The following is a 25,803-nucleotide window of genomic DNA, read 5'->3' as shown; positions in this document are numbered from 1 at the left end:
CCCGCCGTCCGCTGCCCCACCGACCTCCCCTGGAGGAACAGATCGTGCTGTCCCCCACTCGTACGAGAGCCACGCTGCTCGCGACCGGTGCCGCGGTCGCCGGGCTGCTGCTCTCGACCCTCTCCACGGGCGTCTCGCACGCCGCCGACAACGAAACCTGTCGCCCCGACGGGCTCTACAAGACACCCGGCGTCGACGTCCCCTACTGCTCCGTGTACGACACGGACGGCCGCGAGAAGATGGGCGCCGACCACCAGCGCCGGGTCATCGGGTACTTCACCGGCTGGCGCACCGGCCAGGACGGGACCCCGGCCTATCTCGCCTCCGACATCCCGTGGGACAAGGTCACCCACGTCAACTACGCCTTCGCGCACATCGGTTCCGACAACAAGATCTCCGTCGGGAGCGACAGCGAGAAGAACGCGGCCACCGGAATGACCTGGCCCGGCGTCGCCGGGGCGGAGATGGACCCCGCGCTCCCCTACAAGGGCCACTTCAACCTCCTGAACAAATTCAAGAAGCAGCACCCCGGTGTGAAGACGCTCATCTCCGTGGGCGGCTGGGCCGAGACCGGCGGCTATTTCGGTGACGACGGAAAGCGCGTCCCCTCGGGCGGCTTCTACTCGGCCGCCACCAACGCCGACGGCTCGGTGAACCAGCAGGGCATCGACACCTTCGCGGACTCGGCCGTCGCCTTCGTCAAGAAGTACGGGTTCAACGGCGTCGACATCGACTACGAATACCCGACCACGATGAAGGACGCGGGCAACCCGCTGGACTGGACGCTCTCCAACGCGCGCCGGGCGGGCCTGGTCAAGGGCTATGCGGCGCTGATGAAGTCGCTGCGCGAGAAGCTCGACCGCGCGGGGGCGGCCGACGGGAAGCACTACCTCCTGTCCGTCGCCGCGCCCTCCTCCGGATATCTGCTGCGCGGCATGGAGACCTTCCAGGTCCAGAAGTACCTGGACTACGTCAACATCATGTCGTACGACCTGCACGGCGCCTGGAACGAGTACGTGGGCCCGAACGCCTCGCTCTTCGACGACGGCAAGGACGCCGAACTGGCCGCGGCGGGCGTCTATTCGACCTCCCAGTACGGCGGCATCGGCTATCTGAACGCGGACTGGGCCTACCACTACTTCCGCGGCTCGATGCCGGCCGGGCGCATCAACATGGGCCTGCCGTACTACACGCGTGGCTTCAAGAACGTGACCGGCGGCACGGACGGGCTGTGGGGCAAGGCCGCCTCCACCAGCTGCCCGGCCGGATCGGGGCTGACCAAGTGCGGTGACGGGGCGACCGGCATCGACAACCTCTGGCACGACCTCGACGACAACGGCAAGGAGGCCCCGGCGGGCTCCAACCCGATGTGGCACGCCAAGAACCTGGAGAAGGGCGTCGTCGGGGACTACGTCACCAAGTACGGCTTCCCGGCCGACACCAAGCTGACCGGCGCCTACGCCCGCAAGTACAGCTCGACGCTGGTCGCGCCCTGGCTGTGGAACGACCAGAAGAAGGTGTTCCTGTCCACCGAGGACGAGCAGTCGGTGAACGCCAAGGCCGACTACGTGGTCGACAAGGGCATCGGCGGCACGATGGTCTGGGAGCTCGCGGGCGACTACAAGTACAACGCGGCCAAGGGCCAGTACGAGCCGGGCTCGACGCTGACGTCCGCGATGTACGACAAGTTCAAGTCGGCCGCCCCGTACGGCGCCAAGCGCTCCTCGGTGACCCTGCCGACCCAGGCGCTGGACATCGGTGTGGACTTCGGGCAGTTCCCGCTCGGCGACTCCAACTACCCGATCAGCCCGAAGGTGACGCTCACCAACCGCACCAAGGCGACGCTGCCGGGCGGTACGGAGTTCCAGTTCGACTACGGGACCTCGGCCCCGGCGAACGCCAAGGACCAGTCCGGCTTCGGCACCACGGTCGTGCGCAGCGACCACAGCGGCAGCAACGTGGGCGGCCTCAAGGGCGACTACAACCGGGTCTCGCTGAAGCTCCCGGCCTGGCAGTCGCTGGCCCCGGGCGCCTCGGTGACGCTGGACTTCGTCTACTACCTGCCGGTCTCGACGCCCTCCAACTGGACGGTGACCTTCGGCGGCCGCAGCTACGCGGTGGCCGGTGACCTCACCCGGGGCGCCACCCTCACCGAGCCGGACACCGGCACGACGGGCGGCACCACGGGTGGCTCCACGGGCGGGTCCACCGGCGGTACGACGGGTGGCAGCACGGGCGGTTCGACCGGTGGGTCGACCGGTGGCACCACGGGCGGCACCACGGGCGGCGGCTCCTGCACCGCGCCCGCCTGGACGGCCACCGCCGAGTACGGTGGCTCCACGACCGTCTCGCACAAGTCCCACACCTGGAAGTCGAAGTGGTGGACGAAGGGCGAGGAGCCCGGAACCACCGGCGACTGGGGTGTCTGGCAGGACCTGGGCGCCTGCTGACCCCCGCCCCCCGAACGCCCGGCGACGCGACTCGAGGCCCTTGCCGCCTCGCCGGGCACCCGCTCCGAGCGCCCGCACCCCGGCCGGACCTCTCCGGCCGGGGTGCGGCGCTTCAGATCCTGTCGCTGAACCCCCGGGCGGGCGACGGGCGTCGACAGGCTCTCAGGGCGCGAACAGCTCGTCCTGCGCCGCGTCCCGCGCCGCCAGCAGCGCCCCGCGCAGCACCGCCCGGTCCCCGAGCTCGCTCGGGCGGACCTCCGCGCCCAGCGGGGTGAGAGCGGCGAGCCGGGCCCGCACCCGGGCGGCGAGCGACGCGCCGCCCGCGTGGCCGAGTTCACCGCCGAGCACGATCAGGCCCGGGTCCAGCACGGAGACCACGGCCGCGGCGCCGATGGCGATCCGCTCGGCCAGCGCGTCGAGGAAGGGACCGGACGCCTCCCGCACCAGGGTCTCGGCGCCGGCCGCCAACCCGTGCGCGGCGGCGAGCCGCACCACCGCGTCGGCGCCCGCGAGCGCGTGGAAGCCGCCGTCGCAGCCGGTCGCGGAGGGCAGTGCGCCGGTGCCCGGCACGGGCAGGAAGCCGATCTCGCCCGCGCCGCCGGAGGCCCCCCTGCGCAGCTTCCCGTCCAGGAAGACCGCCGCCCCCACCCCCTGGCCCAGCCAGAAGAGCACGAAGTCGGACTGGCCGCGCGCGGCCCCGAGCCGGTGCTCGGCCATCGCCGCCAGGTTCACCTCGTTCTCGACCAGCACCGCGGCCGACAGCCGCCCGCCGAGGGCCGGGACCAGCTCCCGGTGCCAGGCGGGCAGCCCCGTGCTGTCGCGCAGCTCGCCGGTGGCCGGGTCGATCAGACCGGGCGCCCCGACGCCGATGCTGTGCAGCCGCTCGGCGCCCGCCTCCTTCGCGGTGCGCTCCAGCAGCGCCACCGCCCGCTCGACGGCGGGCCCGGTCCCGGCCTCGGCGCCGATCGGGAGCGCCGCCTCGGCCAGGGGCGCGCCGAGGAGGTCGGCCACCAGCACGGTGACGCTGTCGGTGCGCACGTCGAGGGCGGCGAGATGGGCCCGGTCCGCGACGATCCCGTACAGCTTGGCGTTGGGTCCGCGCCGCTCGGCCCCGGACTCCCCCACGACCTCGACCAGTCCCGAGCCCTGGAGCCGTTCGACCAGGTCGGCGACGGTGGGCCGGGACAGACCGGTGAGCTCCTTGAGCTGACCCGCCGTCAACGGGCCCTCGTCCTGGAGCAGCCGCAGGGCGAGGCGGTCGTTGATGACCCGGGCGGTGCTGGGTGATGCGGGCATGCCGGAATCCTTCCAGACGACCGAAACCCGATGGACGGCGGAGTATTTATCAGGCAGGGTTCCTGATAGTTTATCGCGCACTGTGGCGGACCGGCGGCACACCGGTTCCGTACGGGTACGGCACCGGCATCCAGGGGAGGGTTCGGCAGATGGCGACCGAAGCGGACGACGGCGTACGGCAGTTGAGGCGGGCCAGGATCGCGATCGCCGCGGTGTTCTGCGTCCACGGCACGGTCACCGGCAACTTCGCCACCCGCGTCCCCTGGATCCAGGACCACACCGGCGTCTCCACCGGCCAGCTCGGTCTGGCACTCGCCTTCCCCGCGATCGGCTCGTCGCTGATGATGCCGCTCTCCGGGGCGATCACCCACCGCTTCGGGGCGCGCCGGGCGCTGCGCGGGCTGCTCGCCCTGTGGACGCTGGCCCTCGCACTCCCGGCGCTCGCGCCGAACCTCTACACGCTCTGTGCGGCGCTCTTCGTGTTCGGGGCCACCTCGGGGATGTCCGACGTGGCCATGAACGCGCTGGGCGTGGAGACCGAGAACCGGCTCGGCCGGTCCATCATGTCCGGGCTGCACGGCATGTGGAGCGCGGGCGCCCTGATCGGCTCGACCGCCGGCACGCTCGCCGCGCACCTCGGCGTCGACGCGCGCGTGCACCACCTGGTCGCCGCGGCCGTCCTCACCGCGCTGGGCGCGCTCGTCTGCGGCGCGGTGCTGGACCTGCGCAGCGCACCGGACGAGGCCCCGCCGCCGCGCTTCGCCCGGCCGCCCCGGGCGGCGCTGGTCATCGGGCTGGTCGCGTTCTGCGCGGTGTTCGCCGAGGGGGCGAGCCTGGACTGGTCGGCGGTGTACCTGCGGGACACCATGGACGCCTCGGCGGGTCTGGCCGCCGCCTCGACCACCGCGTTCACGCTCACCATGGCGGTGGTGCGGATCGCGGGCGACAAGGTCGTGGACCGGTTCGGGGCGGTGCGGACGGTCCGCTGGGGCGGTGTGCTGGCCACGGCGGGCGGGCTCGGGGTGGTCCTCGCGCCCGCGCCCGCCGTGGCGATGGCCGGGTTCGCCCTGATCGGACTGGGGGTCGCGGTCGTGGTGCCGCTGGCCTTCGCGGCGGCGGGGCGCAGCGGCCGCCACCCGAGCCAGGCCATCGCGGGTGTCGCCACCATCACGTACACCTCCGGCCTCATCGCCCCCTCGACCATCGGCGGCATCGCCGATCTGACCTCGCTGGTGGCGTCGTTCGGCCTGGTCACGGTGTTGGCGCTGGGGCTTGTGGCGGGGGCGGACGTGTTGCGTACGGGAGTGCGCGCCCGGAGCGCGAGCGGGGGCGGCACGCCGGAGGCGGCGCCGGCGAGGTCCACCGGCGCCACGCAGTAGCCCTCACCCCGCGATCGAGTCAAGCTGCTCGGCGGCGGGCCGCAGCGCCCAGAGGTCGCCGCCGGGCGGCTCCTGGAGCCCGGGCACCGCCGCCCGGGCCTTCCGGTCGCCCGCGTCGGCCGCGGCGTGCACCACGTCGCTCGCCGCGTACCGGTAGAACTCCAGCTCCGGGTGGGGCCAGACGGCCGCGCCGGTCGCCGCGGGCAGCAGATAGTCCACGGCCTTGAACAGGCTCTGCCCCTGCGGCCCCCGATAGCCCCACAGGTCCACGCCGACGTGTCCGCCGATCGCGGCGAGCCGGCTGTACGCGACCAGGTCGAAGGCCGAGTAGTGCCAGCTGCGGGTGCGGGCGAGCTCCTGGGGCTGGCTGCCGTCGGCGGCGATCTGCGGGTCGACCCGCAGCTTCTCGGCGGCCCGGACGGTCCTCGCCGCGAGCGCCCGGTCGCCGGTGGCGAGCGCCAGCGCGGCGATCTGCATGTCCTGGAAGGTGCCGTGGTTGTTGCCGGCGGCCGACTCCTCCTTGCCGAAGGGCGAGTTCACCAGCCAGTCCAGGTACTTCTTGTTCCAGTCGAGCATCCGCGCGCGGTCGTCCGCCCGCCAGCCCGGCGCCCCGAGGTCGAGCACGGCGACCGCGTCGAGGACGCTGGTGTACTGCTGCGAGAAGTCGATGATGCCGATGGCCCGGCCGTCGTACTTGCACGGGATGAACTGCCCGTGGTCCAGATTGGGGTTCATCCGGGTCTCCGGGTCCAGGAACCAGGTGCGCAGGACGGTCGAGGCCCGCTCGGCGTACTGGGCGCGGCCGGTGTAGTACCAGGCGAGGCTGAGCGTGGTCACCGAGCCCACCACCTTGCCGAGATCCGGCCGGTCGGTACCGGTGTCGACCTCCGGATTGCGCTGCCCGTCCTTCTGCACGTACGGGCAGCCCCACGGGTTGTCCGCGGTCCTGGGTTTCGAGGGCCACCAGTACGGGGCCTGGCTGAGGTAGTCATGGGGGTCGCCGCCCGGCGCGGGCTTCGGCTTGTCCACGACCGTCCACGGGCCCTGGCCGAGCCAGGTGTCGGCGGCCGCGGTCAGCTTCCCCAGGGCGGCGCGCAGCGCGGGGTCCCCGGCGTCCAGGCGCCGGCGGGCGTCCTTCATCCGGGCGCCGTCGACGACGACGGTGTGCGGGGCCTGCACGGCGGAGGTGTACGGGGCCTTCGCGACGGCCGTGTACGGGGCCCCGTCGGTGCCGGGGTGCGGCGCCGCCTGCGAGGCCGTCGGTACGAGCGCCGAGGCGATCGCCGCCACCGCGGCCAGCAGAGCCACAAGCCCGCTGCCAGATCTTCCGCCGCTTATTCCGGCTATTCCACCCATAGAGGTATCTCCCTCGGCCAGAAAGTTCATGTTTCTGAACTGCGTTCACGAACAAGGCCGTTGGAGCGTAGGGCCAGCAGTTCCGGGTGACAATGCCCCGCGCGGGATTCACGGATGGGACCCGAGATCAGGGGCCCCACTACCATGGCGCTGATTCTTCTCAGCACGGAACGAACTGGAGCAAACTCATGGGCCTCGGCGTGCGCTGGACCCTCCACGGCGACGGGCGGACCCCCGCCCCCGGCGCCGTCGTCCGTCCGGACGAGCGGCTCTCCTGGCCCCGGACGATCGGCCTCGGCGCCCAGCACGTGGTGGCGATGTTCGGGGCGTCGTTCGTCGCGCCCGTACTCATGGGCCTGGACCCCAACCTCGCGATCATGATGTCCGGCGTCGCCACGGTCATCTTCCTGCTCGCCACCAAGGGCCGGGTGCCCAGCTATCTGGGCTGCTCCCTCTCCTTCGTCGGCGTCGCGGCCGCGATCCGGGCCACCGGCGGCACCAGCGCCACCGTCACCGGCGCCGTGCTCGTGGTCGGCGCCGCCCTGTTCGTGGCGGGTCTCGCGGTGCAGCGGTTCGGCGCGCGGATCATCCACGCCGCGATGCCGCCGATCGTCACCGGCGCGGTGGTCATGCTGATCGGCTTCAACCTGGCACCGGTCACCGCGGCCACCTACTGGCCGCAGGACCAGTGGACCGCGCTCCTGGTCATGCTCTTCACCGGGCTCGCCGTGGTGTGTCTGCGCGGCTTCTGGTCCCGCGTCGCGATCTTCCTCGGGCTGCTCTTCGGCTACGGCGTCTCCTGGCTCTTCGACCGCGTCTTCGGCAAGATCCACTCCGTCACGGGCGCGGGCGAGGCCACCGACCACTGGCGCCTGGACCTCTCCGGCGTCGGCCGGGCCGACTGGATCGGCCTGCCCTCCTTCCACGCCCCGCACTTCGAGTGGTCGGCCATCCTGGTCGCCCTCCCGGTCGTGATCGCGCTGATCGCCGAGAACGCCGGGCACGTCAAGGCCGTCGGCGAGATGACCGGTGACAACCTCGACGACAAGCTGGGCACCGCGATCGCCGCCGACGGCGCCGCCTCCGTGCTCTCCACCGCCGTCGGCGGCCCGCCCAACACCACGTACTCCGAGAACATCGGCGTGATGGCCGCCACCCGCGTCTACTCGACCGCCGCCTACTGGGCCGCCGCCGGATTCGCCCTGCTCTTCGGCGTCTGCCCCAAGTTCGGCGCGGTCGTCGCGGCCATCCCCGGTGGCGTCCTCGGCGGCATCACCGTCATCCTGTACGGCATGATCGGCCTGCTCGGCGCCCAGATCTGGATCAACGCCAAGGTGGATCTGCGCAATCCGCTGAACCTGGTCCCGGCGGCCGCGGGCCTCATCATCGGCATCGGCGGCGTCACCCTGAAGTTCACGGACGACTTCCGCCTCAGCGGCATCGCGCTCGGCACCATCGTGGTCATCACCGGCTACCACGTGCTGCGCGCGCTGGCCCCGGCCCATATGAAGGAGCAGGAGCCGCTGCTCGACGAGGGCACGTCGTCGTACGACGACAGCGGCGACGAGGGCGGCGACGGGGGCGAGTCGGCCGAAGGGGCTCAGCGCGCCAAGTCGTAGGCGTAGTCGGGTGTGAAGCTGCCCGCCTCGCCCCGGCAGCCGTCGGACTCGCCGGGCAGCTTCACCCACAGATAGGCGTCGATGCGCGCCTCGCCCGTCCGCGTGGTCGGGGCGCGCCCGAGCGCCCGCCCGGCCGGGTCGCACCACTGCCCGTCCGGCGGCGCGCCCCTGCCGTTGCGGCTGGTGTCGATCACCGCGCCGAGCCGTGCCGGGCCGCCCAGCGCCTTGAGCACCCGCCGCGCGTACGCCACCTCGTCCGCCGTGGCGTGGAAGTTCGAGACGTTGGTGAAGATGCCGTCGCCGCTGGTGGCCGCGCCTGCGGCGCGCAGCAGAGCGGCCATCTCCCCCGCGTCGCGCCAGCCGGAGTGGCCCGCGTCGAAGTACACCCTGGCCCGGGCGTCCGCGGCGTGGACCGCCCGCCCCGCTCTGGCCAGCGAGGCAAACCGGGCGGCGCGCTCGCCCTCGGAGAGGCAGTCCGACTGGGCGATCGCGTCCGGCTCCAGGACCACGATGACCGGTGAACGCCCGAGCCCCGCCGCGAAGTTCCCCATCCAGGTGTCGTACGCCGCGAGGTCCGGCGCACCGCCCTGCGAGGCACCGCCGCAGTCCCGGCCCGGGATCGCGTACGGGACGAGCACCGGCGCCCGGCCCTGCGCGGCCGCGGCCGAGGTCACCGCCCGCACCCGTGCGGTGATCGCGCCGGGGTCGTACTCGGTGAACCACACGGCCGTCGGCCGGTCCGCGATCCGCCGCTCGATCACCGGGCGCCGGGGGTCGTCGGGGTGGGCCCGGATCCAGTCCAGGACCTGCGAGTCGGGCGAGCGGTAGAGCGCGGCGGATATCGCGGCCCACGCGGGCGCCGGGGCGGCGGGGGGCTTGGAGGCGGCGGTGGACGGCCGCACGGGGCGCGGGGCCGCGCGCGTGGGCGAGGGGGCCGCGGGCGCGGAGGTGGGCACGGCCGGCAGGGGGACGACGGGCGAGGCCGTCGCGGTCGGCCGGGCCGTGTCGGCGCCGCCGCCCCCGAGGGCCGCGACCGCCCCCGAGACCGCTCCGGCGGCCACGACCGCGCAGGCGAGCGTCAGCATGGCGGCACGCCGAGCGGCCGAGCGGCGTGCCGCCCGGTCCTGGCGACGCCCACGCGCGCGTGGCGGCGGTGTTCCCGGCACCGTGAACTCCCCTTCCCCAGGGCCCCGATGGCCCCGTGTTCACCCGTTCCGGGGAAGCCCCGGGCACGGCGACGCCCGGGAGAGCGCGGGGCTGGGACGCTGCCCCCATGGTGCGGATCGAACAGCGGGCAGGTACCAGCGGGCTCGCCGGGGCGTCGGTGGACACCGTAGCGGCGCGGATGCGGGCGCTGCGCGCGAGCCTGCCGCCCAGGGACGGACTGGCCGTCTTCAACCGGGTCTATCTGGCGGTCACCGAGGAGATCGGCCGCTCCCTCTCCCGGGGCGGGTACGCCGACGCCAGGGCCGCGGCGACACTGGACGTGCTGTTCGCCGGGCGCTATCTGCGGGCGGTCGACGCTGTGGCGGCGGGCCTGGAGCCGCCCGCCTGCTGGCGTCCGCTCTTCCAGTACCGGCGCCACCCGGGCGTGCGGCCCCTCCAGTTCGCGCTCTGCGGCATCAACGCCCACATCGGGCACGACCTGGCACTCGCCGTCGTCGACAGCTGCCGCGCGCTGGGGTGCGGGCCGGACGGCCTGGAACGGGACTTCGAGCGGGTCGGCGACACCCTGGTGGCGCTGGAGGAGCGGGTGCGCGAGGAGCTGATGCCGGGGCCCGACCTGCTGGAGGTCGCGGACCCGCTCACGCATCTGCTGGCGTCGTGGAGCCTGGAGCGGGCACGGGACGCGGCCTGGTCGTCGGCCCGGCTGCTGTGGAGGCTGCGGGAACTTCCTGATGTGTCCCGGGAGTTCAGGGAGCGGATGGACGCGGGTGTCGGCCTGGTGGGGCGGTGCCTGCTGACGCCGTACGCAGGCCCTTCTTCCGCACGAGGAGTTCACTCATGGCGATCCGGCTCGGACTCGGCCTCCCTCAGATGACGCAGTACGACATCGGCCGTGACATCCCCGATGTGGCGCGCGCCGCCGAGGAGCTGGGGTACGAGAGCCTGTGGGTGTTCGAGCGGGTGATCTTCCCGACGCCCGCCACCCAGGGGTTGTACGGGATACCGGACCTGCCCTGGCCCGACGCCTACCGGTCGGTGGCCGACCCGCTGGTCTCGCTCACCCTCGCGGCCGCGGCCACCGAGCGGGCCCGGCTGGGCACCAGCGTGCTCGTGGCGCCGCTGCACGTGCCGTTCCAGCTGGCCCGCTCGCTCGCCACGCTGGACGCGGCGAGCGGCGGCCGGGTGCTGGCGGGCATCGGCACGGGCTGGTCCCTCGACGAGTACGCGGCGGCGGCCGTGGCCCCGTTCGAGCAGCGCGGCAGGGTGCTCGACGAGACGCTGGACGTCTTCGCCGCGGTCTGGGGCCCGGACCCGGTCGCGTACGAGGGCGAGTTGACCACGATCGCCCCCTCCGAGGTCGGCCCCAAGCCCGCCCGGCCGATCCCGGTCTATCTGGCGGCGGCCGGACCGAGGGCGCTGCGCCGCGTGGTGGACCGGGCGGACGGCTGGATGCCGGTGGCCCAGGGCGCCGACCAGCTCGCCAAGGGGTGGTCGGGGCTCCAGGAGCTGGCCGCCGAGCGCGGCCGGGAGCGCGGCATCGAGGTGTGCGTGCGGGTGAACGCGCGCTACAGCCCCAAGCCCTTCGAGGGCGGGGACCGCCCGCCGTTCGCCGGCAGCGCGGCCCAGATAGTCGAGGACCTGGCGGCCCACGCCCACGAGGGCATAGGCGAGTTCCTGCTCGACCTCCAGGGCTCCGCGCGCGACGCGGAGGAGCTGAAGGACGTGGCGGCGCAGGTGTACGGGCTGGCGCGCGCGGCGGGGCTGTAACCGGAAAGGGCCCGGGGACGCATGCCCCCGAGCCCCTCGCGGTCAGTGCCCGTCATGGGTCACCGGCAGCCGTCAGTCCTCCGGCAGCTCGACCGGAGCGATCTCGTCGTAGAGGTCGCCCGGGCCGGGGTTGGTGCCGTCCGTCGTGCCGCCGAGGTGGTGCATCACGCCCCACACCGCGTTCAGGGCGGTCTGCACCGCGCCCTCGGCCCAGCCGGCCGTCCAGGAGATGTCGTCGCCCGCGAGGAAGATGCCCCGCTTGTCCTCGGGCAGCGAGTCCTGCATGAAGTGCGTGAACAGACGGCGCTGGTAGCGGTAGTGGCCCGGCAGGTTCGCCTTGAACGCGCCCATGAAGTAGGGCTCGTTCTCCCACGACACGGTCACCGGGTTGCCGATGATGTGCTTGCGGATGTCGACCTTCGGGTAGATCTCGCCGAGCGACTTGAGCATGACCTCCATACGCTCCTTGGCCGACAGCGGCAGCCACTTCAGGCTGTCGTCGCACCAGGTGTAGGAGAGGCAGATCACGGCGGGCTTGTCCGGGCCGTCGTCCAGCAGATAGGTGCCGCGGGTCATCCGGTCGGTGAGCGTCATCGACATGACGTCACGGCCCGTCTGCTCGTCCTTGTCCAGCCAGAAAGGCCGGTCGACGGGCACGAAGAGCTTGCTCGACTCCATGTAGTGGGTGCGCTCGATCGCCGTCCAGTGGTCGATCGGGAAGAGCGAGTCATCGCACTCGATCTTGGAGAGCAGCATCCAGGACTGCGCGGTGAAGATCGCCGCGCGGTAGGTGCGGATGTCGCCGGACGCGTCGGTGACGGTGATCCGGTTGCCGGCGGTGCGGGTCAGCCGGGTGACGGCCGGACGCGGCGCGCCCTCGTGCAGCGAGGAGAGCGAGGTGCCCTGCGCCCAGTGCACGATCTTCTCCGGCTCGCGCTCCCACAGCCGCAGCGGCAGCTGCTGGGAGCCGCCGACGATGCCGCGGTGGTGGTCGTCCGCCTCGGTGTAGACGACGCGCAGGATCTCCAGGATGGAGTTGGGGAAGTCGGTGTCCCAGCCTCCGGTGCCGAAGCCGACCTGGCCGAAGATCTCACGGTGGCGGAAGGACTTGAAGGCCTGCGAGTCGCAGAGGAAGCCGTAGAAGGTCTGGTTGTCGAGCTTCTCGACGAGCTTGGCCCAGATCTCGCGGATGCGCGGCACGTCGCGCTCGCGCATCGCGGTGTTCATGTCCGAGAAGTCGGCGCCCTCCTCCAGACAGGCGTTCCACGCGGCGGCCACGTCGCGGTAGACCTGCGGCAGGTCGGCGATGGTCTCGGCGTAGTGCGTCTCGCCCTTGAGGTCGACGACGGTCGAGGGGGTGGACTCGGCGAGCGGGTTCGGGAACGGCTCGGTGACCAGTCCGACCAGGTCGATGTAGTGCTGGAGGGCCGTCGAGGAGGGCGGGAAGCGCATCGCGCCCATCTCGGCGGTCAGCCCGTCCGTGCCGGGGCCGTCGAAGCCGACGGTGCGCAGCCGTCCGCCGATCTGGTCGGCCTCGTACACGACGGGCTTGAGGCCCATCTTCATCAGCTCGTACGCCGAGATGATGCCGGACAGACCGCCGCCGATGACCGCGACCTCGGTGCCGTGCTCGGTCGCGGGTATCTGACCGAGCCCGGCCGGGTGGGCCAGGAAGTCGTCGTACGCGTAGGGGAAGTCCGGACCGAACATGGTGATCGGCGGCTGGCCGTCGGTGTGCGGGACGGCGGTGGGCACCGTGGACGTCATGGGGTACGGACTCCTTGCGCTGTGACGAGGGGGGTAGGGGGCGGCCGGAAGGGTCCGGGTCAGACGAGGGAGGTGTAGAGGCCGGGGCGGCGGTCGCGCAGATACGGGTTGTTCGCGCGCGAGGCGGCCAGGAACTCGGGGTCGGCGTCACCGACGACCAGCTCGGCCTCGCGGCCCGCGCGGGCCCGGGCGGTGCCGTCGGGCCCGGCCAGACAGCTCAGCCCGACGAACTCGAACTCGCCCTCGGGGCCGGTCCGGTTGACGTACGCGATGTACATCTGGTTCTCGAAGGCGCGCACCGGCACCACGGACTCGGCGACGAACTGGAAGGGGTGCATCTGCGCGGTGGGCACCAGGAGGAGGTCGGTGCCGGCCAGCGCGTGCGCCCGGACGTTCTCGGGGAACTCCACGTCGTAGCAGATCATCATGCCCAGCCGGAGCCCGTTCAGCTCGGCCTGGACGACCTGCTGGTCGCCGGGCGTGAACCACTCCTGCTCGAAGCAGCCGAAGAGGTGGGTCTTGCGGTAGTTGGCCAGCCGCTGCCCGTGGGCGTCGATGAGCTGGGCCGAGTTGTAGACCGTCTCGCCGTCCCGCTCGGGGTAGCCGTAGAGGACCGCGAGGCCGTGGCGCACGGCGATCTCGGCGATCGCCTCGGCGCCGGGTCCGTCGGCGGCCTCGGCCAGCCTGGGCACGTCGTCCCCGATGGCGTAGCCGGTGAGGAACATCTCCGCGGTGACCAGCAGGCCCGCCCCGGTCGCCGCGGCCCGGGCCGCCGCCTCGTCCAGCACCTTCAGGTTCGCGGCGACGTCACCCGGACGGCCGGAGCTCTGGAGCAGGGCGGTGCGCAGCGGTGGCATGGCAGACCTCGAGGGCGAAAGTGGTTGAAGGGGTCACGTAGAAGGTACGTTCCGCCGTTCGGCCCCGACAAGGCGCGACTGTTGCGCGCCGGAGGATGATTCGTTGCGCGTCCTGGCCGCTCGGCGGCGATTCGTTGCGCGGCATGACCCGGCCCACACGCCCGGTGCCCCGGAATCAGCCGATCATGCGGGAGAGCCCGACGAGAAGCGTCGCAGCAAGGGCGAGAGGACCAGGACCGACTTGGTCCGCTCCACGTAGGGCTCACCCGCGATCCGCTCCAGGACCCGCTCGAAGTGGCGCATGTCCGAGGCGAAGACCTGGACGATCGCGTCCGCCTCACCGGTGACGGTGGAGGCGGACGCGACCTCGGGGTAGCGCTCCAGGCCGCGCCTGATGGCGTCCGGCGAGGTGTTGCGGCGGCAGTAGATCTCAATGAAGCCCTCGGTCTCCCAGCCGAGCGCCGCGGGGTCCACCCGGACGGTGAATCCGGTGATGGCACCCTCGGCGCGCAGCCGGTCCACGCGCCGCTTCACGGCGGGCGCGGACAGGCCGATCAGCGAGCCGATGTCGGCGTAGGAGCGGCGGGCGTCTTCAGCGAGCGCGTGGACGATGCGCTCGTCGAGGTCATTGAGTCGCACTGCGGGTGGATCACTTCTCTGCGGATACGGTGTCCGTGGCCGTGGCCAGTCGGGAGCGGCGGATGCCGTATCCGAAGTAGATCACGAGTCCGACGGCCATCCAGACTCCGAACACGGTCCAGGTGGACGTGCCGAGGCCCTTCATCATGTAGATGCAGAAGAAGAAGCCGAGGATCGGGCAGAGCCAGCCGAGCGGGGCGCGGAAGGTGCGCGGCATGTCCGGGCGGGTCTTGCGCAGCACGATGACGGCGATGTTGACCAGCGCGAAGGCGAAGAGCGTACCGATGCTGGTGGCGTCGACGAGGTCGCCGAGCGGGATGGCCGCGGCGAGCACACCGCAGAAGAGCGACACGATGACCGTGTTGGCGCGGGGGGTGCCGGTCTTGGGGTGGACCTTGCCGAAGATCTTCGGGACCAGGCCGTCGCGGGACATCGAGAAGAGGATGCGGGTCTGGCCGTAGAGCACGGTCAGCACCACGCTGGCGATCGAGATGACGGCGCCGGCGGCGAGCAGCGTGCCCCAGAAGGTCTGGCCGCTAACGTCGTTCATGATCGCGGCCAGCGTGGCCTCGCTGCCCTCGAACGTCTTCCACTGGCGGGCGCCCACGGCGACGGCGGCGACCAGGACGTACAGCGCGGTGACGATGATCAGCGAGAGCATGATCGCGCGCGGCAGGTCGCGCTGCGGGTTCTTGGCCTCCTCACCGGCGGTGGAGGCGGCGTCGAAGCCGATGTAGGAGAAGAAGAGGGAGGAGCCCGCGGCGCTGACACCGGCCATGCCCAGCGGCATGAAGTCGGAGTAGTTGCCGGACTTGAAGCCCATGATGCCGATGGAGCAGAAGAGCACCAGGGTGACGATCTTCACCGCGACCATGATGGTGTTGGCGCGGGCCGACTCACGGGCGCCGCCGAGCAGGAACACCATCGCGAGCAGCACCACGATCAGCGCGGGCAGGTTGAATATCCCGCCGTCGCCGGGCGGCGCGGAGAGCGCGTCGGGGATGGTGACCCCGATGGTCCCGTCGAGCAGCTCGTTGAGGTACTGCCCCCAGCCGACGGCCACGGCCGCGACGGAGACGCCGTACTCCAGGATCAGACACCAGCCGCAGACCCAGGCGACGAGTTCGCCGAGCGTTGCGTAAGCGTACGAGTACGAGGAGCCGGCGACCGGGATGGAGCCGGCCAGCTCGGCGTAGGAGAGCGCGGAGAAGAGCGCGGTGAGCCCGGCGAGGACGAACGACAGGGTGACCGCGGGTCCGGCCTTGGGGACGGCGTCGCCCAGGACGACGAAGATGCCGGTGCCCAGGGTGGCGCCGATGCTGATCATCGTGAGCTGCCACATGCCGAGGGTGCGGCGCAGAGTGCCGCCCTCGCCCTTGCCGCCCTCGGCGACCAGCAGTTCTACCGGCTTGCGCCGCATCAGCGGGTTGCCGGGCCGCTTCCCCTCGGTGACCGGTGCCGCTGCGGCGGGGGGCGCTGTGCCGTGGTCCAACACTTCAGTGGGCTCCTTGTCGCTGCCTTCGGAAGCCGACGACCGCGACGGTCCGGCCCTCCCGTACGAAGGGGCAATCCGGGCATGACTGAGCACACCGTGGCCGGTACCGCCGAGCAGGCGGTCGCCGCCACTCCACGTATGGCGAGAAGAGTAAAGGGTTCCGCTTCCCGCTCGTAATGCAGCAACCTTGCGCATTGGTGAATGATCATTGCGCACAAGGGCGACGGATGGGTGTTTGTTGCGCATCAGCGTTCGATCCGTGCGTCAACGGTGTGATCAGGCTCTTCGGCGCGGGGTAGGAGTGAGGTCCCCGACACCCCTCCCCCGGGTGCCCGGGACCCGCGATCGGAGGCATGGATGACCTGGCTGGACCCGGAGCCGTTTCTGCGCGGAGTGGCCTGGCGGGACGCGAAGGGGAGGCCGGTGCGGGCCGATCCGGACGACTTGGCCCGACTGCCGTGGGACATCGCGGAACGGGCGCGGCTGCCGATAGGGGTGAGGCTGGAGTTCGCCGCTGCCGGCGCATCGGCCGTGGAGATCCACTACCGCGCGGAGGTACCGGCGCCCACCGAGTCGATGCGCTCCCTCGCCCACACCTTCGCGCTCTGGGCGGACGGCCGCCGGGTCCACGAGACGGCCGTGACACCGGCCGAGGAGGCGGTCGCGGTGCTCGAACTCCCGCCGGGCGGCGGCCCGTTCACGGTCCATCCGCCGCAGGACCGCTCGCCCCGGATCCTCGCCGTGCGCGGGGTCGGCGGCGCGCTCGCACCCGCGCCGCGCCGGCCGCGCTGGCTGGTCCACGGCGACTCGATCACCGAGGGCTGGTGGTCGACCCGCCCCGCCCACGCCTGGCCGGCGGTGGCCGGGCGGGCGCTCGGCCTGGAGACGGTCAACCTCGGTTACGCCGGGGCCGCGCGCGGCGAACTCGCCACGGCGGAGCAGATGGCGACACGGCCCGCCGACGTACTGACCCTCGCGTTCGGCACCAACTGCTGGTCCGGGGTGCCGAGTTCGCCCGAGCTCCTGTACGAGACGACCCGCGCGTTCCTGACCCTGCTGCGCCGGGGCCACCCGCGCACCCCGCTGCTCCTGCTCTCCCCGCTCCTGCACCCGGAGGCCGAACACACCCCGAACGCCCTGGGCGCCACGCTGAGCGCCCTGCGCGAAGCGATGGAGGCGGCGGCCCGGGACCGCGTGAAAGACGGCGACAGCCACCTCCACGTGCTTCCTGGCCGCCCCCTGCTACGACCCGAGGACCTCGCGGACGGCCTGCACCCGAACGACAGGGGCCACGAGAAGATCGCACAAGCGGTGACGGAGGCACTGGCACCGCACATATAGAAGCGGCCCCCCGCACGAACGCACGGGGGGCCACCTCCTACCCAGGGGCGCGGGGAACCGCGCGACCGGCCACAGCCGGCCCGCAGACAAGAACCCGCCCAGGAGCGCTAGCTCCAGCTGGCGTGCAGCGGCTTGCCCTCCGCGTACCCCGCCGCCGACTGGATCCCCACGACCGCCTTCTCCTCGAACTCCGCCAGCGAGCTCGCGCCCGCGTACGTGCAGGAGGAGCGGACGCCCGCGATGATCGAGTCGATCAGGTCCTCGACGCCCGGCCGGGTCGGGTCGAGGAACATCCGCGAGGTGGAGATGCCCTCCTCGAAGAGCGCCTTGCGGGCGCGGTCGTACGCGGACTCGTCGCTGGTGCGGTTGCGCACGGCACGCGCCGAGGCCATGCCGAAGGACTCCTTGTACAGCCGCCCGTCGGCGGTCTGCTGGAGGTCGCCCGGGGACTCGTACGTACCGGCGAACCAGGAGCCGATCATGACGTTGGAGGCACCGGCCGCGAGCGCCATGGCGACGTCGCGCGGGTGGCGCACACCGCCGTCGGCCCACACGTGCTTGCCGTACTTCTTCGCCTCGGCCGCGCACTCCAGGACGGCGGAGAACTGCGGACGCCCCACACCGGTCATCATCCGGGTGGTGCACATGGCGCCGGGGCCCACACCGACCTTGATGATGTCGGCGCCGGCCTCGATGAGGTCGCGCACGCCCTCGGCGGCGACGATGTTGCCCGCGACGATCGGGACCTGCGGGTCCAGGCCTCGGACGGCCTTGATCGCGGCGATCATCGACTCCTGGTGCCCGTGCGCGGTGTCCACGACGATGGTGTCCGCGCCGGCGTCCAGGAGCTGCTTGGCCTTGCCCGCCACGTCGCCGTTGATGCCGACGGCGGCGGCGATGCGCAGCTTGCCCCGGGCGTCGGTGGCCGGGCTGTACAGGGTCGCGCGCAGGGCGCCCTTGCGGGTGAGGATGCCGGCCAGCCGGCCGTCCTTGTCCACGGCCGGGGCGTAGCGGCGGTTGGCGTGGTCGAGCTTGTTGAACGCCTCGCGCGGGTCGATGTCCGCGTCGAGCAGCAGCAGGTCCTTGGACATGACCTCGGAGAGCTGCGTGAAGCGGTCGACGCCGGTCAGGTCCTCGTCGGTGACGACGCCGACCGGGCGCTGCTCGGCGTCGACGACGACACCGGCGTTGTGGGCGCGCTTGGGCAGCAGCGCCAGCGCGTCGGCGACGGTCTGCGTCGGGGCGAGGACGATGGGGGTGTCGAGCACGTGGTGCCGCGTCTTGACCCAGGTGATGACGTCGGTGACAACCTCGATCGGAATGTCCTGCGGGATGACGACGATGCCGCCGCGGCGCGCCACGGTCTCGGCCATCCGGCGGCCCGCGATCGCCGTCATGTTGGCGACGACGAGCGGGATCGTGGTGCCCGTGCCGTCGGGCGAGGACAGGTCGACGCCCTGGCGGGAACCCACCGCGGAGCGGCTGGGGACCATGAACACATCGTCGTACGTCAGGTCGTACGGCGGCTTGATGTCATTGAGGAAACGCACGTGCAGAACATCCCAGTCGATCGGAGTGACCCCAGGCATTTCAGCCGGGGCTAAACGCACGTACTTCATTGTCCCATGTTCGTATGATTGCGCCGCCCGGGCCGATCATCCAGGGGTGGGAGAGGGCCCTCGTGCGATCACACGAAGGACCGGTGGCACGAAGGCGCCGCTCAGACGGAGGCGCCGAGCGCGAGCACCACGGCGAGGGTGCCGTGGTCGCCGCTGCCCGCCGCCTCGTCCAGCACCTCCCGGGCGGTCTCCCACTCGTCCGGCCGCGCCGCCGCGTACCCCTGCCAGCGGCGCACCACCAGCAGCCGGCCGGGGTCGGCCGGCCCCCAGTCCGGGTCGCCCAGGCAGTCGGCGAGCGCGTCCCAGTTGCGGCCGAACCACTCCGGCAGCCGCAGCGCGCGGGCGCAGCGGTCCATGAAGGCGGCCTTGTCGGTGACGCCGGCGAGGTCGAGCACGTCGACCTGCCAGCCGGTGGCCCGTACGGCGTCGAACGGGTCGGCCGTCATCGCAGCACCGCCTTGAAGCTCTTGTAGTGGTCGCCGGTGTAGTAGATCTCGCCGCTCTGCCCGGTGACCAGCCGCCGGGCGCCGCGGTCGCGCGACTTCGGGGTGTTCACCGTGTACTCGTGGTAGTAGCCGCGCTTCTGCTGCGGCAGGGCCTTCTCGAAGTTCCCGAAGACCGTGCCGTCCTTGCTGTACGGGTAGGGGCCGCCCCGGTCGATGAGCGCGAGGGTCTGCCGCGCCTCGGGCGGCAGCCGGTCGGCGCGCACGGTCGCCATGCCCTTGGCCCAGCCGGGTGTGGCGGCGGCGCCGGAGGCGGTGGCGCCGGACGGCCTCACGTCCTTCTTCGACTCGCCCCCGCACCCCGTGAGCAGCAGCGCCAGACACGCCAGCAGGACGGAGACGGTGGTTCGGGCGGACCTGGTGAGCATGGACCGATGCTGTCATCCCGGACCTGCGGGCGCGAACGCGCCGGGTGACGATGGGCCCATGCTCCTCGCCGATGTGGCCACCACCTCCCGTCAGATCGCGGAGACCTCCTCCCGTACGAAGAAGTCCGCCCTGCTCGCCGCGCTGTTCCGCGAGACCGCGCCGGATGAGGCACCGCTGGTGGTCACCTATCTGGCGGGGCGGCTGCCGCAGCGCCGTACGGGCCTGGGCTGGAGCACGCTCAAGGACCGCCCGCCGCCCGCCGTGAGCCCGAGCCTGACGGTCCAGGAGGTCGACGCGGCGCTCGACCGGATCGGCGCCCTGTCGGGCAAGGGCGCCGGAGGTGAGCGCAAGCGGCTGGCCGGGGAGCTGATGGGCGCCGCGACCGAGGAGGAGCAGCGTTTCCTCATCGGTCTGATCACCGGCGAGGTCCGGCAGGGCGCGCTGGACGCCGCCGCCGTGGAGGGGCTCGCGGAGGCGACCGGCGCCCCGGCGGCGGACGTGCGGCGCGCGGTCATGCTCGGCGGCTCGCTGGGGACGGTGGCCCAGGCCCTCCTCGGCGGCGGCACCGACGCGCTGGCCGCCTTCCGCCTGGATGTGGGGCGGCCCGTGCTGCCGATGCTTGCGCACACCGCCAAGGACGTGGACGAGGCGCTGGACCGGCTGGGCCCGTGCGCGGTGGAGGAGAAGCTCGACGGCATCCGGGTGCAGGTCCACCGCGACGGTGACGAGGTGCGGGTCTTCACCCGTACGCTCGACGAGATCACCGCGCGGCTGCCCGAAGTGGTGGCCGCCGCCCGTGAGTTGACGGCCGGGCGGGCGATCCTGGACGGCGAGGTCATCGCGCTCGACCGGGAGGGGCGTCCCCGGCAGTTCCAGGACATCGCGGGCCGGGTCGGCTCACGGCTGGATGTGGCCGGCGCACAGGACCGGTTGCCACTGTTTCCGGTCTTTTTCGATCTGCTCTCGGTGGACGGCCGCGATCTGCTCGACCTGTCCGTACGGGAGCGCGCCGCCGAGCTGGTGCGGGTGGCGCCCGAGCCGCGCCGGGTGCGGCGGGTGGTGGTGGAGGATGCGGCGGACCCCGAACAGCGCGCGGCGGCACGGGAGTTCGCGGCGCTGACGCTGGAGCGCGGCCACGAGGGCGTGGTGGTGAAGGCGCTGGACTCGGCGTACAGCGCGGGCCGCAGGGGCGCCTCGTGGCTGAAGGTGAAACCGGTGCACACCCTGGACCTGGTGGTGCTCGCGGCCGAGTGGGGGCACGGCCGGCGCACCGGCACGCTCTCCAATCTGCATCTGGGCGCCCGCCGCCCGGACGGCTCGTTCGCCATGCTGGGCAAGACCTTCAAGGGGCTCACCGACGTCCTGCTGGCCTGGCAGACCGAGCGGCTGCGGGAGCTGGCGGTGGCCGAGGAGCCGTGGGGTGTGCGGGTACGGCCGGAACTCGTCGTAGAGATCGCCTTCGACGGCGTGCAGAGATCGTCGCGCTACCCGGAGGGGGTGACACTGAGGTTCGCGCGGGTAGTGCGCTACCGCGAGGACAAGAGCGCCTCGGAGGCGGACACGGTCGCCACGGTGAAGCGGCTGGGCGGCGGGAGGGAATGAACAAGTGCGGTCGGAGCAGGTGCGGGAGCGGGTACAGCGGGCACGGCAGGAGGCGGCGCGGCTGACCTCCGAGGGGGTGCGCGCGGTGGCGCTGACCCATGTGGACAACGCGGGCGTCGCCCGGGTGAAGGCGGTGCCCGCGGCCCGGCTGCCCTCGGTCGTGGAGCGCGGGGTCGGCATGTCGCCGTGCTTCGACGCCTTCCTGGTGGACGACTCGGCCACCTCCAGCCGCTTCAGCGGCGGCCCGGACGGAGATCTGCGGCTCTTCCCGGATCTGGACCGGCTGACCGTGCTCGCCGGGCAGCCGGGCTGGGCCTGGGCTCCGGTGGACCGCTACGACCAGCGGGGCGGTGAACACCCGGGCTGCCAGCGCCTGTTCGCCCGCCGGATGACCGGCCGGGCCGCCGAGCGCGGTCTGTCCCTGCGGATGGGCTTCGAGACCGAGTGGACCCTCTCGCCCTCCCTCGAAGGCCCGGCGTACGGGATGGCACGGGTCGTGGAGCGGTCCGCGTACGTCGGTGATGTGCTCGGCGCACTCCTGGACCAGGGTGTGGATGTGCTCCAGATCCACCCCGAGTACACGGAGGGCCAGTTCGAGGTGTCGGTGGCCCCCACCGATCCGGTGGGGGCGGCGGATCTGGCGGTGCTGGTGCGCGAGACGATCCGCGCGGTCTCGGTACAGCACGGTCTCACCGCCTACTTCGGCCCGGTCGTCACCCCGGGCGGCGTCGCCAACGGCGCCCACCTCCACCTCAGCCTCTGGCAGGACGGCCGCAACCTGTGCGCCGGCGGCGACGGCCGCCTCGCCATGACGGCCGACGGCGAGTCCTTCCTCGCGGGCGTCCTCGCCGCCCTGCCCGCCCTCCTCGCCGTGGGCGCCCCCTCCCCCGCCAGCTACCTCCGCCTGGAACCCTCCCGCTGGGCCGGCGCGTTCCAGTGCTGGGGGCACGAGAACCGGGAGGCCGCCCTCCGGTTCATCACCGGCGCCCCCGACGACCCGGACGCCGCCAACGCCGAGGTCAAGTGCTTCGACCCGGCCGCCAACCCGTACCTCGTGGTGGGCGCGGTGATCGCGGCCGGTCTCGCGGGCCTCGACGCGAAGGCGATGCTGCCCGAGCCGCTCTCGGGCGACCCGGCGGTGGTCGGCGCCGCACCCCGGCTGCCCGCCTCCCTGCCCGAGGCGCTGCGCCACTTCACCGCCTCCGACGTCCTGCGCGAGGCGATGGGCGACCCGCTCTTCGAGTCGTTCGCGGCGGTCCGCCAGGCGGAGGCGGCCCTGTTCGACGGCAAGTCCCCCCAGGAGATCGCGGACGCGACGCGGGGGCGGTACTGAGATGACGGGTCAGGAGGGGGCGGCGGAGCTGCGGGAGACCGCCTCGGAAGCGCCCCGGCGCACCCCCGTCGAGGTCCCCGCCGGCACGCTGCTCGACCACCACTGCCACGGCGTGCTGCGCACCGACCCCGGCCCGGCGGCCTTCGAGGCGTTCCTCACCGAGGCGGAGTGGCCCGCCGCGCCCGGGACCAGCTTCTTCGACACCCAGCTCGGCTTCGCGGTGCGCCGCTGGTGCCCGCCGCTGCTCGGCCTGGAGCCGCACTGCGCCCCGGAGCGCTATCTGGCCCGGCGCGCGGAGCTCGGCGCGCGCGAGGCGACCCGCCTGCTGCTGCGGGGCAGCGGGATCGGCGCGTACGTCATGGACACCGGTCTGCCCGGCGACATCACCGGGCCCGACGAGCTCGCCGAGCTGAGCGGCGCGCCGGTCCACGAGATCGTGCGCCTGGAGCGGCTGGCCGAGCTCGTCGCCGACACCACACGGGACGCGGACGCGTTCCTGGCGGAGCTGGCGGCGCGCATCCGCTCGGCGGCGACCACGGCGGTGGGCTTCAAGTCGGTGGCCGCCTACCGGTACGGACTCGATCTCGCCCCCGAGCCGCCCGCGCTCCACGAGGTGCGGGACGCGGCCGCGAATTGGCTGAAAAAACGGCCGAACGACGACCGTCTCAGAGATCCGGTACTGCTGCGCCATCTGCTGTGGTCGGCGGTGGCCACCCGGCTGCCGCTCCAGCTGCACACCGGCTTCGGCGACCCGGACCTCCGGCTGCACCGCTGCGACCCACTGCTCCTGACGGACTTCATCCGGGCCACCCGCCGCCCCGGCACCCCGCTGATCCTGCTGCACGGCTACCCGTACCACCGCAACGCGGCCTATCTCGCCCATGTGTATCCGCATGTGTACGCGGACATGGGTCTCACCCTGAGCCACACGGGCGCCCGGGCGGGCGCGGTCCTGGCCGAGATGCTGGAGCTCACCCCGTTCGGCAAGCTGCTCTTCTCCACCGACGCCTACGGCCTGCCCGAGCTGTACGTGGTCGGCGCCCGCCTCTTCAAGGAGGGCCTGGCCGAACTCCTGGAGACCTGGACGAGCTCAGGGGCGTGGTCCCCCGCGGACGCGCACAGAGTGACGAACCTGCTGTCCAGCCAGAACGCGGAACGCGTTTACAGAACGCCCCCGTCCCCTGAGCCCCGCCCCCGCTAGGGGGCGCGGGGAACTGCGCGAGAAGAGACCACCGGCCCGCAGACAGACACCGGGCCGCAAAGGGGCGCGGGGAACTGCGCGACCAGCCGACCGCCGGCTCGCAGCCGAAAGCAAACCCGGGCGCAGCCCAAAACGGGGCCGGGGTCAGTCCCCGTCCGGGTCGGCCCGGTCGAGCGCGGGCCGGGGCTGCACCCCGGTCTCATGCAGCAGGAAGTCCGCCGCGGCGGTGTCCGTCACCAGGCTGGTGACCAGCCCCGACCGCAGCACCGCGTCGATCGCGGAAGCCTTGCGCGCGCCCCCGGCGATCGCGACGACCTCCGGAATCCGCCGCAGCCGGTCCGCCTCGACCGTGATGCACCGCTCGCCGAGGTCCCGCCCGACCCGCCGCCCCTCCGCGTCGAAGAGGTGCGCGGACATCTCCGCGGCGACGCCGAGCGAGGCGTAGTGCGCGCGCTCCTCGTCGGTCAGCATGTCGTGCACCGTCGAGATGCCCGGCTCCCACGAACCGATGGAGACGGCCGCGACGGTCACCTTGTCGAAGTACTCGAAGGCCCGCGCGATCCCGGTCTGGTTGCGCAGGGCCGCCGCGGTGGCGGCGTCCGGCAGCAGCATCGGCGCGTAGATGGGGTGGGCGTCGCCGCCGGAGACCTGGGCCGCGCGCCGGACCGCCTCCACCGAGCCGCGCTCGGCCGTGCCCGCGTCGTACACCCCGGTGAGCTGGACGACCGTGCACGGCGGCAGCCGGTCGAGGGCCGCCGCCATGTGGATGGTGGACCGGCCCCAGGCCAGGCCCAGTACATCGCCCTCGCTGACCAGCTCGCCGAGCAGGTCGGCGGCGACCTCGCCCAGGTTCTCCGGGTCGGGCGACGACTCGTCCTCGCCCGCCTCGGGGGACTCGACGACGACGGCGTGCCGCAGCCCGTACCGGGCGCGCAGCGCGTCCGAGCGCTCCGCGTCCAGCTCCGCCGGGACGCGGATCTCGATCCGCACCAGGTCGCGTTCGAGGGCGGTCTCCAGGACCCGGGCCACCTTGAAGCGGCTGACGCCGAACTCCTCGGCGATCTGGATCTTGGACTTGCCCTCCAGATAGAAGCGGCGGGCCATCGCCGCCGCCTGCACCAGCTCCGCGGGTCCCATCCGCAGGGCTGACCGACCCGCCGACATTGCAGACACCGCGATCTCCTCACTGCTGTTCACACTCTGGACTCGCTGTTCATCCTGTCAGATCCAACGGTCCTTGATCAGCCCCGTAGGGCCGCGTTCACCGAGCCGTGGCTCAGTGGCCGCATGCCCATGGGGCGCTCGCCGTGCTCCGTTCCGCCATCGAGCGCAGGGTACGCACCGCGTCGGCGGGGTCCTTCGCCCCGTACACGGCCGACCCGGCCACGAAGACGTCCGCGCCCGCCTCCGCGCACCGCTCGATGGTGGTCGCGGAGACCCCGCCGTCCACCTGGAGCCACAGTTCGAGGCCGTGCTTGGAGATCAGCTCCCGGGTGCGGCGGATCTTGGGCAGCATCACGTCCAGGAACGGCTGGCCGCCGAAGCCCGGCTCGACGGTCATGATGAGCAGCATGTCCAGCTCGGGCAGCAGGTCCTCGTACGGCTCGATGGGCGTCGCGGGCTTGAGCGCCATCGACGCCCGCGCCCCCTTGGCCCGGATCTCCCGCGCGAGCCGCACCGGCGCGGCGGCGGCCTCCGCGTGGAAGGTGACGGACCCGGCCCCGGCCTCGACGTACTGCGGGGCCCAGCGGTCCGGGTCCTCGATCATCAGATGGCAGTCCAGCGGGGTCCCCGTCGCCCGGCGCAGCGACTCCACGACCGGCACGCCGAGCGTGAGGTTGGGCACGAAGTGGTTGTCCATGACGTCCACGTGCAGCCAGTCGGCGCCCTCGACGGCCTTGGCCTCTTCGGCGAGCCGCGCGAAGTCGGCGGAGAGAATGCTGGGGTTGATCTGAGCCATGCCCCAAGCCTGCCATGCCTCGCACCACTTGCCTGCCACGGTGCGGACTCCGGTGCCCCGGGAGGCGAGACCTACGTCTCTCC

The 25,803-nt window shown here is 72.5% G+C and carries 21 protein-coding genes; 9 read left to right on the top strand and 12 right to left on the bottom strand.

Features of this window, described 5'->3' with window-relative positions; all coding sequences use genetic code 11:
* Positions 1–44 precede the first annotated feature (44 nt).
* On the top strand, positions 45–2,450 hold the full coding sequence (locus ABD236_RS28775) for a chitinase C-terminal domain-containing protein (protein ID WP_344078577.1): 2,406 nt from the start codon (positions 45–47) through the stop codon (positions 2,448–2,450).
* 162 nt (positions 2,451–2,612) lie between these two features.
* On the opposite strand, the gene ABD236_RS28770 is transcribed toward ABD236_RS28775, so the two are convergent.
* Positions 2,613–3,746: an ROK family transcriptional regulator gene (locus tag ABD236_RS28770; RefSeq protein ID WP_344078575.1), complete on the bottom strand. Its 1,134-nt coding sequence runs from the start codon at positions 3,744–3,746 to the stop codon at positions 2,613–2,615.
* A gap of 149 nt (positions 3,747–3,895) precedes the next feature.
* On the opposite strand from ABD236_RS28770, the gene ABD236_RS28765 reads away from it, so the two are divergent.
* Positions 3,896–5,125: an MFS transporter gene (locus ABD236_RS28765; RefSeq protein WP_344078573.1), complete on the top strand. Its 1,230-nt coding sequence runs from the start codon at positions 3,896–3,898 to the stop codon at positions 5,123–5,125.
* A gap of 3 nt (positions 5,126–5,128) precedes the next feature.
* On the opposite strand, the gene ABD236_RS28760 is transcribed toward ABD236_RS28765, so the two are convergent.
* Positions 5,129–6,481, bottom strand: a complete 1,353-nt coding sequence (locus tag ABD236_RS28760; RefSeq protein WP_344078571.1) for an alginate lyase family protein — start codon at positions 6,479–6,481, stop codon at positions 5,129–5,131.
* A 188-nt stretch (positions 6,482–6,669) separates the two neighbouring features.
* Between ABD236_RS28760 and ABD236_RS28755 the strand changes: the two genes are divergently transcribed.
* Complete coding sequence (locus ABD236_RS28755) at positions 6,670–8,100, top strand: uracil-xanthine permease family protein (protein ID WP_344078569.1); 1,431 nt, start codon at positions 6,670–6,672, stop codon at positions 8,098–8,100.
* On the opposite strand, the gene ABD236_RS28750 is transcribed toward ABD236_RS28755, so the two are convergent.
* On the bottom strand, positions 8,082–9,185 hold the full coding sequence (locus tag ABD236_RS28750) for a glycoside hydrolase family 6 protein (RefSeq protein WP_344078567.1): 1,104 nt from the start codon (positions 9,183–9,185) through the stop codon (positions 8,082–8,084). The genes ABD236_RS28755 and ABD236_RS28750 overlap by 19 nt on opposite strands.
* 188 nt (positions 9,186–9,373) lie before the next feature.
* On the opposite strand from ABD236_RS28750, the gene ABD236_RS28745 reads away from it, so the two are divergent.
* Both ABD236_RS28745 and ABD236_RS28740 read left to right on the top strand, forming a co-directional pair.
* Positions 9,374–10,141, top strand: coding sequence for a DUF5995 family protein (locus ABD236_RS28745; protein WP_344078565.1), 768 nt, complete (start codon positions 9,374–9,376; stop codon positions 10,139–10,141).
* Positions 10,105–11,034 carry an LLM class F420-dependent oxidoreductase gene (locus ABD236_RS28740; protein WP_344078563.1) on the top strand — a complete coding sequence of 310 codons (930 nt, stop codon included), beginning with the start codon at positions 10,105–10,107 and terminating at the stop codon, positions 11,032–11,034. The genes ABD236_RS28745 and ABD236_RS28740 overlap by 37 nt, the downstream gene beginning before the upstream one ends.
* 72 nt (positions 11,035–11,106) lie before the next feature.
* On the opposite strand, the gene ABD236_RS28735 is transcribed toward ABD236_RS28740, so the two are convergent.
* The 4 genes from ABD236_RS28735 to ABD236_RS28720 all read right to left on the bottom strand — a co-directional run bounded on the left by ABD236_RS28735 (position 11,107) and on the right by ABD236_RS28720 (position 15,792).
* Positions 11,107–12,801, bottom strand: a complete 1,695-nt coding sequence (locus ABD236_RS28735; protein ID WP_344078561.1) for a flavin monoamine oxidase family protein — start codon at positions 12,799–12,801, stop codon at positions 11,107–11,109.
* 59 nt (positions 12,802–12,860) lie between these two features.
* On the bottom strand, positions 12,861–13,658 hold the full coding sequence (locus ABD236_RS28730) for a carbon-nitrogen hydrolase family protein (RefSeq protein WP_344078559.1): 798 nt from the start codon (positions 13,656–13,658) through the stop codon (positions 12,861–12,863).
* Positions 13,659–13,841: 183 nt separating this feature from the next.
* Positions 13,842–14,297: an Lrp/AsnC family transcriptional regulator gene (locus ABD236_RS28725; protein ID WP_101387350.1), complete on the bottom strand. Its 456-nt coding sequence runs from the start codon at positions 14,295–14,297 to the stop codon at positions 13,842–13,844.
* Positions 14,298–14,307: 10 nt separating this feature from the next.
* Positions 14,308–15,792 (bottom strand): amino acid permease, encoded by a 1,485-nt coding sequence (locus tag ABD236_RS28720; RefSeq protein ID WP_425543983.1) that lies wholly within the window; start codon positions 15,790–15,792, stop codon positions 14,308–14,310.
* Between the two features lie 357 nt (positions 15,793–16,149).
* Between ABD236_RS28720 and ABD236_RS28715 the strand changes: the two genes are divergently transcribed.
* Positions 16,150–17,133: a GDSL-type esterase/lipase family protein gene (locus ABD236_RS28715; protein ID WP_344078556.1), complete on the top strand. Its 984-nt coding sequence runs from the start codon at positions 16,150–16,152 to the stop codon at positions 17,131–17,133.
* A 107-nt stretch (positions 17,134–17,240) separates the two neighbouring features.
* Here ABD236_RS28715 and ABD236_RS28710 read toward each other — a convergent pair whose 3' ends face one another.
* The 3 genes from ABD236_RS28710 to ABD236_RS28700 form a co-directional block, all read right to left on the bottom strand.
* Complete coding sequence (locus tag ABD236_RS28710; protein WP_344078553.1) at positions 17,241–18,722, bottom strand: GuaB1 family IMP dehydrogenase-related protein; 1,482 nt, start codon at positions 18,720–18,722, stop codon at positions 17,241–17,243.
* 131 nt (positions 18,723–18,853) lie between these two features.
* Positions 18,854–19,198, bottom strand: coding sequence for a barstar family protein (locus tag ABD236_RS28705; RefSeq protein ID WP_344078551.1), 345 nt, complete (start codon positions 19,196–19,198; stop codon positions 18,854–18,856).
* A complete protein-coding gene (locus ABD236_RS28700; RefSeq protein WP_344078549.1) occupies positions 19,195–19,623 on the bottom strand; it encodes a guanyl-specific ribonuclease in 429 nt (142 codons plus the stop codon). Before ABD236_RS28700 ends, ABD236_RS28705 begins: the two co-directional genes overlap by 4 nt.
* Positions 19,624–19,681: 58 nt before the next feature.
* On the opposite strand from ABD236_RS28700, the gene ABD236_RS28695 reads away from it, so the two are divergent.
* From ABD236_RS28695 to ABD236_RS28685, 3 genes are read left to right on the top strand one after another with little or no spacing between them, the layout of a single operon-like run.
* Positions 19,682–21,226: an ATP-dependent DNA ligase gene (locus ABD236_RS28695; RefSeq protein ID WP_344078547.1), complete on the top strand. Its 1,545-nt coding sequence runs from the start codon at positions 19,682–19,684 to the stop codon at positions 21,224–21,226.
* A gap of 4 nt (positions 21,227–21,230) precedes the next feature.
* Positions 21,231–22,559: a type I glutamate--ammonia ligase gene (locus ABD236_RS28690; RefSeq protein WP_344078545.1), complete on the top strand. Its 1,329-nt coding sequence runs from the start codon at positions 21,231–21,233 to the stop codon at positions 22,557–22,559.
* A 1-nt stretch (position 22,560) separates the two neighbouring features.
* Positions 22,561–23,760 (top strand): amidohydrolase family protein, encoded by a 1,200-nt coding sequence (locus ABD236_RS28685; RefSeq protein ID WP_344078543.1) that lies wholly within the window; start codon positions 22,561–22,563, stop codon positions 23,758–23,760.
* Between the two features lie 144 nt (positions 23,761–23,904).
* Here the strand turns inward: ABD236_RS28685 and ABD236_RS28680 are convergent, their stop codons facing one another.
* On the bottom strand, positions 23,905–24,957 hold the full coding sequence (locus tag ABD236_RS28680; RefSeq protein ID WP_079125786.1) for a sugar-binding transcriptional regulator: 1,053 nt from the start codon (positions 24,955–24,957) through the stop codon (positions 23,905–23,907).
* A gap of 79 nt (positions 24,958–25,036) precedes the next feature.
* Positions 25,037–25,720, bottom strand: coding sequence for a ribulose-phosphate 3-epimerase (gene rpe / locus ABD236_RS28675; RefSeq protein WP_344078540.1), 684 nt, complete (start codon positions 25,718–25,720; stop codon positions 25,037–25,039).
* Positions 25,721–25,803 lie beyond the last annotated feature (83 nt).

It is taken from the genome of Streptomyces crystallinus, from assembly GCF_039521265.1.
Lineage (GTDB): Bacteria > Actinomycetota > Actinomycetes > Streptomycetales > Streptomycetaceae > Streptomyces > Streptomyces crystallinus.
Note: the sequence above shows the minus strand (reverse complement) of the source record. Positions and strands in the feature narration are given on the sequence as shown.

What these genes read in the sequence shown, in the direction of transcription:
- ABD236_RS28755 (WP_344078569.1), top strand. Translation starts at nt 6,670, where the DNA reads ATGGGCCTCGGCGTGCGCTGGACCCTCCACGGCGACGGGCGGACCCCC.
- ABD236_RS28750 (WP_344078567.1), bottom strand. Translation starts at nt 9,185, where the DNA reads ATGCTGACGCTCGCCTGCGCGGTCGTGGCCGCCGGAGCGGTCTCGGGG.
- ABD236_RS28760 (WP_344078571.1), bottom strand. Translation starts at nt 6,481, where the DNA reads ATGGGTGGAATAGCCGGAATAAGCGGCGGAAGATCTGGCAGCGGGCTT.
- ABD236_RS28685 (WP_344078543.1), top strand. Translation starts at nt 22,561, where the DNA reads ATGACGGGTCAGGAGGGGGCGGCGGAGCTGCGGGAGACCGCCTCGGAA.
- rpe (WP_344078540.1), bottom strand. Translation starts at nt 25,720, where the DNA reads ATGGCTCAGATCAACCCCAGCATTCTCTCCGCCGACTTCGCGCGGCTC.
- ABD236_RS28710 (WP_344078553.1), bottom strand. Translation starts at nt 18,722, where the DNA reads ATGCCTGGGGTCACTCCGATCGACTGGGATGTTCTGCACGTGCGTTTC.
- ABD236_RS28715 (WP_344078556.1), top strand. Translation starts at nt 16,150, where the DNA reads ATGACCTGGCTGGACCCGGAGCCGTTTCTGCGCGGAGTGGCCTGGCGG.
- ABD236_RS28765 (WP_344078573.1), top strand. Translation starts at nt 3,896, where the DNA reads ATGGCGACCGAAGCGGACGACGGCGTACGGCAGTTGAGGCGGGCCAGG.
- ABD236_RS28730 (WP_344078559.1), bottom strand. Translation starts at nt 13,658, where the DNA reads ATGCCACCGCTGCGCACCGCCCTGCTCCAGAGCTCCGGCCGTCCGGGT.
- ABD236_RS28770 (WP_344078575.1), bottom strand. Translation starts at nt 3,746, where the DNA reads ATGCCCGCATCACCCAGCACCGCCCGGGTCATCAACGACCGCCTCGCC.
- ABD236_RS28700 (WP_344078549.1), bottom strand. Translation starts at nt 19,623, where the DNA reads ATGCTCACCAGGTCCGCCCGAACCACCGTCTCCGTCCTGCTGGCGTGT.
- ABD236_RS28745 (WP_344078565.1), top strand. Translation starts at nt 9,374, where the DNA reads ATGGTGCGGATCGAACAGCGGGCAGGTACCAGCGGGCTCGCCGGGGCG.
- ABD236_RS28740 (WP_344078563.1), top strand. Translation starts at nt 10,105, where the DNA reads ATGGCGATCCGGCTCGGACTCGGCCTCCCTCAGATGACGCAGTACGAC.
- ABD236_RS28705 (WP_344078551.1), bottom strand. Translation starts at nt 19,198, where the DNA reads ATGACGGCCGACCCGTTCGACGCCGTACGGGCCACCGGCTGGCAGGTC.
- ABD236_RS28695 (WP_344078547.1), top strand. Translation starts at nt 19,682, where the DNA reads ATGCTCCTCGCCGATGTGGCCACCACCTCCCGTCAGATCGCGGAGACC.
- ABD236_RS28735 (WP_344078561.1), bottom strand. Translation starts at nt 12,801, where the DNA reads ATGACGTCCACGGTGCCCACCGCCGTCCCGCACACCGACGGCCAGCCG.